Below are 12,025 nucleotides of genomic sequence, written 5' to 3'. Positions count from 1 at the left end.
GAGTGCAAAAGATGCAACGCAATGAACGAAAAGGGGAGACCAATACCTGCATATCAAGTGTAGGGAATAATGAATATATTAAGAGCATTACTTTTTAAGGGGATAATGTAAAAAGTAATTGGTAGAGACATAGAAATCTTTGTAATAGAAGCGAATGCCTGATGATATTACTGAGGGAAGGTGCATATTTTCATTGATATGTAAATATGCACCTTTTCTATTGTATATGCAATTTAATAAAGTTAATTTGAGTTTCTGTAACGTTCATATATGAAGTAATTCTTTAAAAAAGGAAGTGATTTATTATACAAATTCAAGCTGTGAAAATACCAAAGAATATTGAAAGTCATTTGCTTAAGCAACTTAGTAACTTAGTTTCAAATGAGAAGAAAGAACGAATGAAGCGTTTATTAAATTCATGCGACATTAATAGAACTCTGATAGGAGATTTACTAATTCGATCTCTAATCTGCCAAAAGTATAAAATTAATAATGAAGAAATTAGATTTAGATATAATGAGTATGGAAAACCTTTTGTTGAAAAATTTTCTGACTTTCATTTTAATGTGTCACATTCAGGAGAATGGGTGGTTTGTGCTACTGCTAATTTTAATGTGGGTATTGATATAGAAAAAGTTTCAGAAATAGAGGCTTTTAAATTAGCACATGAATTTTTTTCAGCGGATGAATTTTATGATATATCTAATATGAATTCTGATGAACAAATTAATTATTTTTATGATTTATGGACATTAAAAGAAAGTTATATCAAAACGATTGGAAAAGGACTTTATATCCCGTTAAATTCATTCTCTATAAAAAAAGAGTCACGAACTTTAATTTCATACAAGAATATACCTAAAAACTTTTACTTTAAACAATATAACATTGATCCAAATTATAAGTTATCTGTTTGTGCAACAAGAGATGAATTTCCACAAGAGATAATAATTAAAGACATTTATACAATTTGCCAAAATATATACAAATTTGAAAGTAAGGAGAAAATCAATGCAGAAGACTAAACTTTTTTGTTTTCCACATGCTGGGGGATCTGCGTTTAGTTACGCAAAATGGAAAAATTACTTTAATCCATATATTGAGATAGTGCCGATAGAGTTAGCTGGTAGAGGATATAGAATTGAAGAAAATTTGTACGGAAGTATGGAAGAAGCGGTAAATGATGTCTATAATAATATCGTTATGCAGATAGATGATTCGCCATATATTTTATTTGGGCATAGTATGGGAAGTTTGATTGCCTATGAAGTAGCTAGAAAAATACAAGATTCTAAAAGCGTATTGCCTAAATTTCTTGTTTTATCCGGTAGAAATCATCCAAATAGTAAAATAAAAAATATCCGACATAATCTTTCTAACGAACAATTTAAAAGAGAAGTTATTGCAATGGGAGGTACACCATCTGGGGTACTGCAATCAGAAGAATTAATGGAGATCTTTCTCCCTATTCTAAGAGCAGATTTTAAAATCGTTGAGACGTATATTCATGACAAAAATACACAACCATGTGATATTGATTTTCTTATATTTAATGGGGAAAATGATGAATTTACTACATATGATCAAGTAATAAAATGGGAACGATACACAAGTAAAACGTGTACTTTTCATTCTTTTGAAGGTAATCATTTCTTTCTAAATGAAAATATTGAAGAAATAGCAAAGAGTATTATAGGAAAGTTAGATTCTAAAAGATTATCAACTAGTTTTTAGGATTTTTCAAAGTATGCTCATGCCTAAGAAACAAAAATATTAATGATGATAAATACAGGCATTGCTGAAATTTTATTGAATATATGCATAGAAGCCTAAACGAACTGTTTAAATGCAGAAACTCTAAGCAAAATGTATATGAATTGACTTTAGTTTAAGCTTACTTATAATACCATCTAGATTCTTTATTATACTTAATACAAAGTACATAACAGTTAGGGATGCAATATGTGAAGTAAAAAGGCCGACTCTTATAATTATGAGTGGGCCTTTTGGTTTTATGGATATCAAATTAGTGAGCAACATTTCAAAGGGTATCTTGTGATATAACTAAGTAGAATTTTTTAAACAAGGGGATGATGAGATGAATAAATTGAAGGGGAAAATTGCATTGGTAACAGGGGCTAGTAGAGGGATAGGCCGAAGTATTGCCTTACATTTGGCACAGGCTGGTGCGTTAGTCGTTGTTCACTATAGTAAAAGAAAAGAAGAAGCAGAAAGTGTAGTGGATCAAATTAAACAAGATGGCGGTTCCGCGTTTGCGATTAGTGCAGACTTAAGTACTTTTAATGACATTAACAATGCTTTGTTGATAATTAGCTAAAAAAGTATTGTACGATTAAATGCATTGTGTTACATTTGTGTTACAAAAATGTTACGAAATATTATAATCATTTCTATGTCATTTCTCTTTTGTTTCCTTAATGTTACGAAAGGTATAGATGTTTTATGTGTATAGGAGTGTGTGTAGTAAAGAGTCTGAGTTGAAAATACGTGCACACTTTAAATTTCCTTTCTGTCTGAATGAAGAAGACTACTAACTAATTAAAGGGTTTAAAGTAACAACTTTAAATAAAATGTGCTTCCTTTCCCACACACAATTTAGTACATATTTAAAGTACAGCCTAGTTGCTACACAGACTCTTGTACATATAAACATTAAGGTGAAATAGAGATAAAGATTTATTACATAATAAGCATTACTTAGCTAAACGTAAAAATATTATCTGTGCATTTTTATGAAATGTCTAGATGATATTTTTTGAAGATTTCTTGGATATGTTTATGAATAACAATTTCTAATACTTAATGATTCTCTACTACTGAAATATCTGATAATTTATGTAATCGGATTTATGGGATGTATGTACATTCACTTATATAGGGAAAATGAGGTTTTTCATATGAAGTATAGTTACAAAGTGTTTATATTTATTTGGACAATTATTTTATTGTTTTTTCTACTTTATTATGGTTACAGTGAAATTTCCGAAACCGAGCAAGTGCCAGTCATAACAATCAAACAATAAAAATAAGAGATACTAAAAAAGCAAAATATAATAAAAATAGATACCCTAAAATGTTTAAGAACAGGAACAATTACATACATAAACAACCTTACGATTTCCATGCATACCCCGCGTCATTTGGGCAATAGGGGGAAAAGTATTATTATTTGGCGTGCGCAATCTTCCGTCACTAGTAGAAACGGAAATTTCCTTATCCCTGCTGAAGGAGGAAGATGTCTACCTGCCAGGGATCGGATCTATTCTACATCTAGAAACATTGGAATTAAAATTGTAGAAAACAAATAGTGAAAAGGGAACATATCTTGTGTTTCCTTTTTTATTCTTGTAGATAAGTCTGGGGAGAAAAAGGGGATTTCTGCACGAAACATAGATCTTATTGATATACTAATTGTGCTTTACGTATAGCTGGGAGTGGATGTGATGGCATTTGCAATTGCTGCGAGATTCCGTCATTCTTTTCATGAAATTGAATTATTAGACATTCCAAATATATTGTTTCCGAGTCCTTGCGGATTTTCATATTTCCAAGGCCGTTGCTTCGCTATTCTTGTTAACTGTTTATCATGATGAACACCGCAGGACTCTTTGTAAAGGCGGAAATTGATTATAGGACCATATGTACAAGTTGAAGGGGAATGGTAAATTGTTCAAAATAATGGTTATAGAGTACAAATAAACATTAAGCAGTATAAAGACTTTCTTAGCGCCTTTGCCTCAAATTCTAACTTAATTGAAAAGAGCCTCCATTACTTTATTGGAGGCTCTTATTTTTCACTTCAGTACAGAAGGTGATATTTTTTCTAACCAGAGAATGCCATCATATTGTTCTGTCGGAATCATGATTTCTTCTTTTAATTTATTTCCCCAATAACTTGCTGCAGTAGGAGTAAACATCCATGAAGTTTCTGGTCGGTTACTTTCTCCTTTTAAGTTAACGAAAACATGGGGACTTCCTACTGGGCTGATGATTTTTTCAACGCTTGGTTCTTCATGTTCATTATGTACAGGAATAACATCTTCATTAACATCATCCCAACTGCTTCCACTATACGCAAATACACCAATTGTGTCCATTTGGTCTTTGATACGCTGTGGAAGATAATCCATCATATTTGGGCCAACATAATTGTATTGCTGCATCTTCGTAAAGTCTAATATCATTTTTGAAATATGTTTTATTTTTATTGTAATACCTATCCAGTTCAATCAACTCTGAAACTGCTGTATCAAATTCACTCTTTACTTCAGGATTTACTTTTTGCAACCATTCTTTTGCATAAGGGCGGAATGAAGATTTATAAAACAAATTCATATCAAAACCAGCTAATGTGAGTGGCTTTTCTTTTTCTTTTTGTTCTTTCATATTGGTAAATAATTGTTCAAGTTCCTCAGCTTTCCATACAGAGTATAAGGATTGTTTCATCGCTTCTGTAGCGGTTGAGTTATCAAAATTTTGCTGAACAGCTGCTGCTTCCCAAAGCCCTGTTTCAAATGCAATCATATCATATTCCAGGTGTAACAGCTTGGGAGGAAGTGCTGGAAGACGGGCTCCCTAGGAAAGCAAAAAAAATAGGTGTGAAATAATTAGTTATTTGTGATGGTGGATTCTCCTAGGTGGAGGGTTCGCCGTTTTTTATTATATGTTATGTTGTAGTTTTTATATAAAGCATATTGAAAAGATAGGTTAAATCTTCTGGAATGATGTCTCCATAATTAATAACTTGTACAATAACCTTTCAATTATCACTAAATCCATTCATATCAACAAGTTGTCCCATATATCCCTTTGTAGCAATATCTTTTAAAGTACGCTAAAAATACCCTTTATTTTATCTTTATCTTATCTTTACCTTATCTTTAAATTTTTATATTAAACTTGAAACCTTAAAGTATTGATATATGAGTCTAAAAAGGGCGGGAGATAGATGTTCATTACATAGTTTGTATATAACCAATTACCTTTGAAAAATTGAATTTCTTATACGAGGAGGAATATATGAAGGATACAAGTAAAAAACAAATTATAAAAGTGTTCCTTATTAGTATTTTAGGCTTAGGAACAATACTTGGAATGCTATATTTTAATCATAAAACCAATATTCAACAAAATAAAGCGCAAGCCACCGAAAAACGTGTATTGCAATATGAGTCTACCTTAAAAAAAGAATTAGAAAAATATAATTTAGGAGAGAAAACACCAATTTTATTAGGAATTATGTATCAAGAGAGTAGAGGTGAGGGAAACGATCCTATGCAGTCATCTGAATCACTTGGATTAAAGCCAAATGAAATTCAAGAGACAAGCTTGAGCATTGAACAGGGGGTAAAGCACTTTGCTAAAATGTACAAATATGGAACGGACAAGGATGTTAGCATGGATACAATTATTCAAAGTTATAATATGGGGCCAGGGTATATTGATTTTATTGCTAGTCAAGAAGTTAAACAACATTCGGAGGATTCGGCCAAAAAATTTTCTAAGATGAAAGTTGATCAAAATCCAGCGATGTATACTTGTGGTGGAAATAAAAATAATTTTAGGTATCCATATTGTTATGGTGATTTCACATATGCCACAAAGGTAAATGAAAAAACAAAACTTATTGAAGAACTTCTTCGAAATGTACATAGCTTTTCTAAATAAGTTGCAGAATGAAATATAATGATACCATCAGTTATTAACAATAATATCTAAGAAAAAACTACTTTCTTTATTAATTAACATAATTTTCAAAAACAAATCCCGTGGATGTTAATATTTGTTATATAATATATTTGTCAAAGCATTATCCCTAAAGTTTCTAAAGTCAAGCTGTAAGATAGTTTGTTTGGCCCGTATTTTCACCTTAAAAGTGGAGTTTAAATATAGTTGCAATTTTTTGAGGGGGAAAGTAAATGTTTATAAAAACAGAAAGATTATTAATACGAAAATTTGAGTTCAAAGATTGGCAAGCTGTTCATGAGTATACATCAGATATCAATGTTATGAAATACATACCTGAAGGGGTTTTTACTGAAGAAAATACAAGAAACTTTGTGAATGAAAACATTGGTGAAAACGCTAAGAACTTTCCTGTAGTATTAATTGATAAAGATATTCTGATTGGTCATATAGTTTTTCATAAATATTTTGGTGAGCATACATATGAGATTGGTTGGGTGTTCAATCCTAAATATTTCAATAAAGGATATGCTTCTGAAGCAGCACAAGCTACATTGAAATATGGCTTTAAGGAAATGAAATTACATAGGATTATAGCTACATGTCAGCCACAAAATACCCCATCATATCGAGTAATGGAGAAGATTGGAATGAGAAGGGAAGGCTATTTCAGGAAGTGTATACCACATGGGAATGAATGGTGGGATGAATATTATTATGCTATTTTAGAAGAAGAGTAGTGCCTTGGAACGCATCATTTAAATTGACACTCCTATTCCTAAATAGGCAAGTTGACTATCTTTATTGGGGATTCTTGCTACTAAAGGCGAAGTTTATTTCCGGTATCGCTGACGTGCAAAACTTTGTATAATCTCATCTTATCTCTAAATCACAACTGTTACCCCATCACCATCAAGTTAAAGTTTCATTTTATTTTGCTAACTTGATGGTGATGTGACGTAACCTTAATTATTTTTAAATTTTAAAAAGGCCCCTTAGTCATGTTAAAGGGACCTTGATCACGCAAATGATCTGTAAGCCAATTCATTTTTGATATACAGATCATTTGTATGATAATTTTTATAAATAATTGCTAAATAGTGAATTTACATAAATGCTTTTAGAAGTTCTTGAATTAATGGGATTGCTCCACCTATAAATTTTAAAACTGCCATCGCGATTTCCATATTATTCTCTCCTCTTTTTCGTATTAAGATGTGATAAATCTTTATAACCTTATTATAGTAAGCGCTTACAATAATAACAATACATTTCCGTATGCAATATTGCATATTTATACATTAGATCTCTATTATTCATTTTTTAATGGTACTATAGCGAGGTGAGAGTCTTTAAGGGTTCTCCTTAATAGGAGGAAATATGGAAAGAGTGCAAGCGATTTACAGTAATCAAAAATTTAAGAGTTGGGTTAAACAGGTATTAGCTGTAGGAGGAGTAATAGGGTGCTGTTATTTGGTGTTATATGTTTTCTGTTTCTTAGTTATCATGTAAATAGTATACAACTAAACTAGTAGAGTCTTGCCTAGAGAGGTAAGGCTCTTTTATTGTAGTACCTGGAGATGAGCAAACTACATACAATATCTCTCAGTTTTTTCAGATCACTTTGTAGGATTCCTTGTTTAGAACACTAATTCATATCATTGAAAACAGAATTCTATGGATAAAAAATATGTTTTTACTAGATACATACTAAAAAGATAAGCATAAATTATATTAGATTTTGGCAAAATCTTTTTGAATTGGAAAAGGATTTAAATCTTACTTATAGACTTGATTCCTTTTTATATACCATAATCCTTATATTGATACGTAAATATAATACAGTAATAATAAATTAAAAGCAAGAATTTTAGTAGCGGTACGTTCACACATCCATCAACTTAAGATTTTTAAACAAAAAATTCTTTTTTTAATTGATTAATAGTAAACGAGAAAGATTGGCAAATTAACAACTAAAGAGATTTCTTCAGGTAAAATCTATCAAAAAGTCCTTTACAAAATTTATACATAAGTCAATTATAAAATCATGTAAATATTATGTATTTTTGTAAAAGAAATTCATTGACACTTGTGTATATAAGTAACTATACTCGTTACATCAAATTGAATGCGTGATAATACGATTTTATTATTATTACAAACATGTAAATATAAAAATAGAAAATCTCAATTTGATAAATACAATGGTAGAGGTGTTTATTTTAATGAAGCACAAATTAATTGCAACAGGTATCCTTGCAGGAGCTATATTATCCTATTCTTCTAATATTTTAGCAGATACTTATAAATTCCCTGATGTTCCTACATGGGCTGATAAATCCGTTAACTATTTAGTTGATAAACAGGTATTAAATGGTTATCCAGATGGAACTTTTGGTTCAAATGACTCCTTAGACAGAGCTTCGGCTACAAAAATTATGACAAAAGTTTTAGGTATAAAAATTGAGCCTAATGCAAAACCATCTTTTACAGATTCACAAAACCACTGGGCTACTCCTTATATTGCTGCTGCTGAAAAAGCTGGTATTGTTAAAGGTGAAGGGAATGGAATCTTTAATCCATCCGGAAAAGTAACTCGTGCTGCTATGGCTACCATGCTAGTAAATGCATATAAACTACAAAGCACAGCAAATCATAACGAGCAGGTTAGATTTGAAGATTTAAAAGGGCATTGGGGAGAAAAACATGCCAATATTTTAATAGATTTAAAAATTTCTAATGGTACCGAGAACGGTTGGCAACCAAATAGATTTATAACACGTGCTGAAGCTGCTCAACTTACTGCAAAAACAGATATGTTACAACAAAATTTAAACGATGAAAAAGAGGTTATTACTGCTACCTCATATGAAGATTTAAATTTAACAGTGGCTTCGAAAATTACAGCTCAAGAGATTGATAGTTTTATTGCAAAATATCATTCAGATAGTCCCTTAGTTGGACATGGACAAGATTTTATCAATGCGCAAAATCAATATGGCGTGAGTGCTCATTATTTAGTAGCGCATGCGATTTTAGAATCTGGATACGGAAAATCAGAAATCGCATATCAAAAACATAATTTATTCGGTCTACGTGCATATGATGGAGATCCGTTTAAATATGCGAAATATTTACCAAGCTACGGCGATAGTATTGCTTATAATGCTAATTATGTACGAGAAAGATATTTAGAAGAAAGTGGTATGTATTATAACGGGTCAACATTAACTGGCATGAACGTGAAATATGCATCAGATAAAGGCTGGGCTAAGAAAATTGCGGGTATTATGGAACGTATTAAACCGTTTCGTGTAGAAGACTATACATATGCAAAAAAATTACCAAAGAATCCTGAAACATTAGATGTCGACGCGTTATCTAATGAAATTCCATATAAAATGTATGCAGACGGTTCAAGCTCAAATGTTGTATCATCAGCTACTTACTATCAGGTACCTTATCCATTTAATTTAAAAATTAAAAGTAGACCAGATGTAGCTGTCGAGGAGAATAAAGTTGGTACAGTAACTCCTGGAACAACCATCTTTATTTATCGTGAAGATCCGAATGGATGGGTAGAATTCTCTTTTGAAGCTAATGGAGAAAAATATTGGACATTAAAAAATAAATTAAGTATGTAATTAAAAAGATCTATTTCACTAGTTTTAAAAGTATGGGATTGTACAATTGATTCTCTAGATTGGAAATACAATAAATTACCCGTTGATGTAGCAGCTGCAAAGATTATTCAAAATGTCTTAGCAGGTGCGACATCCGCATACTTTTTTTGGAAAATGTTGCGCAAAGTAGGTTCATTTTCAGCACTATCTCCTGGTTTACCGTAATCTTCAATGATGTAATATTCCTTATCTTAAATGTATATATTGAATATATGAATATATTGTGTTATGATGTGAATTAGAAACTCGCGTGTTTCAAATACAACATTTTTATCTTATTGATGACCTCTTATCTTTCCGTAAGAGGTCCTTTTTTATCCCTCCGTATTGCATAGCCGCTAAAATACTATGAAAAGATACTAGAGACTACTACAATGTGATATTCTCTAGTATTTTTTCTTTATCCATATTATCTATTGTTGGGTAATCGATGAATTATTAATTTTTGTATAATTTTCACAAAATAACTTTGAACCATTATTTATTTCAATATAAAATAATAAAGGAGTATATATGAATAGGTATGTCCTTTTTATGTGATGATAATGCGGATTGAAGCGTAATACTGAAACGGTAAATGAGAAGAATCAGGGCCGAAACAGATAGTAAGGAAAGTAAAACAGTAACAGCAGACAATACTTATAATGAAAACGTTCATAATGGACTGTCTATGGATGGAGAAAAAATACGAAAAGATAAAAGGGGCAAATGAATATGAACAGAGCCTTTAAAGGTACCGTATTAGCAGGGATAAGTGTGGGTTTCTTGCCAGCTGGTTGTACAATAGAAACATATGTCCTAACGCAGTCCAGAATATAAGCAAGTAGATTAAGTATTCTAAGCAGATAAATGAAGACTATAGCGATGAAGAAATTGAAAGACAACTAAGAGGTATAGCATCCTGACTTTCTAAATAACATGAGTGTTTCTATAGAATGAATCCTTAGGAGGGCTATTGTGGAACCTTTAATCAATGCTATTTTATACTTTGTATTTTTATTTGGAGCACTGTTTCTTATACTGGGTACTGCATTGGTTTTATTAATCGCGGCTGCATTACCAGTAATCTGGAAGAAGAATCTATCATTCCTAATGATTAGCTTAGGTATAAATATACTTGTCATTCCATTGTCTTTTTTTATTGGCGGGATGGCAACAGATTCCCCTGGTAGTACGATGCACGATTTTTGGGAAGTATTTTTGTTTATTCAGATATTTCCGTTTCCCCTAGTACTGCTATCTTTAGTTTGGTGGCTTGTGCGTCGAAAAAAAGCAAACGTTCATGTGTAGCGTTTTTAATGCAAATAAGCTGTCCGTTTGGGCAGCTTATTATATTTATTACTAAGCGTGATTATTTCCAAAATGAATGCAATACCACTATACAGTTAAATTGAAGGTGAAACATATTGAAATCTTATCAAACTTTAGCCCACTTGTATGCATTAGGACTAGGCTGCGGACTTTGGAATAGAGAGGAGGTTATTTCATGGTGCGATAGGTTGATTGAAGCAAATGATCACCCGCCATATGAAATTATGGAGATATCTTTAATGTCTAAAGCAAAGCTGATATATATAGAATCGGCTTTACTGTCATATAGCCGCATAGTTGATGAAAACCCCTCGGTAAACATCCTTCTTTCAGTCTTAAATGAAAAGTTAGTAGCTCAGAAATGGAATATTAAACAAGCTATTACTTGCTCTACTCGATTACTAGTAAATAGAGGCTTGTATTGGGAAGAAGAATATTTTGATTTATACAGCCTTAATGATAGCTATGACTTAGCACAGGAAGGTATCCATTTTAATGAAAAAGATGTGATTTCTGCTTATATCGATACATTAGGTGTTTTTCGCGTCCATTTTAACGAGTTTGAAGATCTCTATTTACAAGTCATGAAACAGAAGTGGCAAGGGTAGAAGGCAGGAAAAAGAATCATTGAATCGTAAGAGTTACTTCCTGTATTTATCACCAAATTTATCTAGCCAAGACAAATCTGTCTTCGTGTTGATGAATTTTTGTCTCTTAATAACTTTGCTTGCTATCGTTTTTAATTTTTCCGACAGCAAGCAAAGTTAGCATGTTTAATGCATAATGAGACGCCTGTAAATGAGCATTACTATTTAAATTTTTACCAGAGAGTAATTTAGTTAATTAGTAGAAAAAGGAAGGGGCCTATTTGGCTCCTTCCTTTTTCTCATACATACATAACGCTTGTTGACAACTTATGAAATAATAGCATTCATCGCTATTAAAATATAACATTAAAAGCAATTAATTAGATATGTAATTTTGCATATATTGTACTATTTCATGAATAGGAACAAAACTATTTATCTCTTTCTGTATGGAGACAAATAGATTTAGGTTTACTTAAGTTAAGAAGACCTGATCATTGATTACTGGTTAAACCATATTTCTACGTATTTGAAAAAAATATTTTACTGGATTGCATGTTAAAGAGAGTGAGGACTTTATGAAATATAGGTTGTTCCTTGATTTCTTACTCGTGATTTTACTAGGAGGATGCATTGGAAAAGAAGTTACGTTATATACAATTTCAAAAGGGGATATTAGTCAGTGTATCCAAAGATGCGCTCCGCTTCCTGTTTCCTATCCTACTAAATTACCATTCC

The 12,025-nt window shown here is 31.5% G+C and carries 10 protein-coding genes and 4 pseudogenes; 11 read left to right on the top strand and 3 right to left on the bottom strand.

Features of this window, described 5'->3' with window-relative positions:
* The first annotated feature begins 320 nt into the window (after nucleotides 1-320).
* From ACTFP3_RS22385 to ACTFP3_RS22370, 4 genes and pseudogenes are all read left to right on the top strand, one after another.
* A complete protein-coding gene (locus ACTFP3_RS22385; protein WP_042866929.1) occupies nucleotides 321-1,025 on the top strand; it encodes a 4'-phosphopantetheinyl transferase family protein in 705 nt (234 codons plus the stop codon).
* Nucleotides 1,012-1,734, top strand: coding sequence for a thioesterase II family protein (locus tag ACTFP3_RS22380; protein WP_006918054.1), 723 nt, complete (start codon nucleotides 1,012-1,014; stop codon nucleotides 1,732-1,734). Before ACTFP3_RS22385 ends, ACTFP3_RS22380 begins: the two co-directional genes overlap by 14 nt.
* Nucleotides 1,735-2,098: 364 nt before the next feature.
* Nucleotides 2,099-2,314 (top strand): annotated as a pseudogene (locus ACTFP3_RS22375) (SDR family NAD(P)-dependent oxidoreductase); the annotation flags it as partial.
* A 1,150-nt stretch (nucleotides 2,315-3,464) separates the two neighbouring features.
* On the top strand, nucleotides 3,465-3,611 hold the full coding sequence (locus ACTFP3_RS22370; protein ID WP_006929300.1) for a hypothetical protein: 147 nt from the start codon (nucleotides 3,465-3,467) through the stop codon (nucleotides 3,609-3,611).
* Nucleotides 3,612-3,815: 204 nt separating this feature from the next.
* On the opposite strand, the pseudogene ACTFP3_RS22365 reads toward ACTFP3_RS22370, so the two are convergent.
* Nucleotides 3,816-4,569 (bottom strand): annotated as a pseudogene (locus ACTFP3_RS22365) (erythromycin esterase family protein); the annotation flags it as partial.
* A 471-nt stretch (nucleotides 4,570-5,040) separates the two neighbouring features.
* Between ACTFP3_RS22365 and ACTFP3_RS22360 the strand changes: the two are divergent.
* The gene (locus tag ACTFP3_RS22360) at nucleotides 5,041-5,688 is read left to right on the top strand and encodes a lysozyme family protein (RefSeq protein WP_000655733.1); all 648 of its coding nucleotides are present in this window, start codon (nucleotides 5,041-5,043) and stop codon (nucleotides 5,686-5,688) included.
* 251 nt (nucleotides 5,689-5,939) lie between these two features.
* The gene (locus tag ACTFP3_RS22355) at nucleotides 5,940-6,446 is read left to right on the top strand and encodes a GNAT family N-acetyltransferase (protein WP_000470146.1); all 507 of its coding nucleotides are present in this window, start codon (nucleotides 5,940-5,942) and stop codon (nucleotides 6,444-6,446) included.
* 366 nt (nucleotides 6,447-6,812) lie between these two features.
* Here ACTFP3_RS22355 and ACTFP3_RS22350 read toward each other — a convergent pair whose 3' ends face one another.
* Nucleotides 6,813-6,998, bottom strand: coding sequence for a hypothetical protein (locus ACTFP3_RS22350; protein WP_063547319.1), 186 nt, complete (start codon nucleotides 6,996-6,998; stop codon nucleotides 6,813-6,815).
* Between the two features lie 933 nt (nucleotides 6,999-7,931).
* Here ACTFP3_RS22350 and ACTFP3_RS22345 point away from each other — a divergent pair.
* Both ACTFP3_RS22345 and ACTFP3_RS22340 read left to right on the top strand, forming a co-directional pair.
* Nucleotides 7,932-9,350 (top strand): S-layer homology domain-containing protein, encoded by a 1,419-nt coding sequence (locus tag ACTFP3_RS22345; RefSeq protein ID WP_440011302.1) that lies wholly within the window; start codon nucleotides 7,932-7,934, stop codon nucleotides 9,348-9,350.
* Between the two features lie 24 nt (nucleotides 9,351-9,374).
* Nucleotides 9,375-9,488: pseudogene (locus ACTFP3_RS22340) on the top strand (polysaccharide deacetylase); the annotation flags it as partial.
* Here the strand turns inward: ACTFP3_RS22340 and ACTFP3_RS22335 are convergent.
* Nucleotides 9,476-9,568, bottom strand: a pseudogene (locus ACTFP3_RS22335) (peptidase M56); the annotation flags it as partial. The pseudogenes ACTFP3_RS22340 and ACTFP3_RS22335 overlap by 13 nt on opposite strands.
* Before the next feature lie 398 nt (nucleotides 9,569-9,966).
* On the opposite strand from ACTFP3_RS22335, the gene ACTFP3_RS22330 reads away from it, so the two are divergent.
* The 3 genes from ACTFP3_RS22330 to ACTFP3_RS22320 all read left to right on the top strand — a co-directional run bounded on the left by ACTFP3_RS22330 (nucleotide 9,967) and on the right by ACTFP3_RS22320 (nucleotide 11,308).
* On the top strand, nucleotides 9,967-10,101 hold the full coding sequence (locus tag ACTFP3_RS22330; protein WP_002024095.1) for a hypothetical protein: 135 nt from the start codon (nucleotides 9,967-9,969) through the stop codon (nucleotides 10,099-10,101).
* 245 nt (nucleotides 10,102-10,346) lie between these two features.
* The gene (locus ACTFP3_RS22325) at nucleotides 10,347-10,679 is read left to right on the top strand and encodes a hypothetical protein (protein WP_440011300.1); all 333 of its coding nucleotides are present in this window, start codon (nucleotides 10,347-10,349) and stop codon (nucleotides 10,677-10,679) included.
* Between the two features lie 116 nt (nucleotides 10,680-10,795).
* Entirely contained in the window at nucleotides 10,796-11,308 is a 513-nt protein-coding gene (locus tag ACTFP3_RS22320) for a hypothetical protein (protein WP_000844534.1), read from the top strand.
* Nucleotides 11,309-12,025 lie beyond the last annotated feature (717 nt).

This window comes from Bacillus cereus group sp. MYBK5-2, from assembly GCF_051915685.1.
Classification (GTDB): Bacteria; Bacillota; Bacilli; order Bacillales; family Bacillaceae_G; genus Bacillus_A; species Bacillus_A cereus.
This window is presented reverse-complemented; position numbering and strand designations above follow the sequence as displayed.

Excerpts from the sequence above, each read along its gene's own strand:
- ACTFP3_RS22380 (WP_006918054.1), top strand. The coding sequence starts at position 1,012 with ATGCAGAAGACTAAACTTTTTTGTTTTCCACATGCTGGGGGATCTGCG.
- ACTFP3_RS22370 (WP_006929300.1), top strand. The coding sequence starts at position 3,465 with ATGGCATTTGCAATTGCTGCGAGATTCCGTCATTCTTTTCATGAAATT.
- ACTFP3_RS22360 (WP_000655733.1), top strand. The coding sequence starts at position 5,041 with ATGAAGGATACAAGTAAAAAACAAATTATAAAAGTGTTCCTTATTAGT.
- ACTFP3_RS22355 (WP_000470146.1), top strand. The coding sequence starts at position 5,940 with ATGTTTATAAAAACAGAAAGATTATTAATACGAAAATTTGAGTTCAAA.
- ACTFP3_RS22350 (WP_063547319.1), bottom strand. The coding sequence starts at position 6,998 with ATGCAATATTGCATACGGAAATGTATTGTTATTATTGTAAGCGCTTAC.
- ACTFP3_RS22345 (WP_440011302.1), top strand. The coding sequence starts at position 7,932 with ATGAAGCACAAATTAATTGCAACAGGTATCCTTGCAGGAGCTATATTA.
- ACTFP3_RS22330 (WP_002024095.1), top strand. The coding sequence starts at position 9,967 with ATGAGAAGAATCAGGGCCGAAACAGATAGTAAGGAAAGTAAAACAGTA.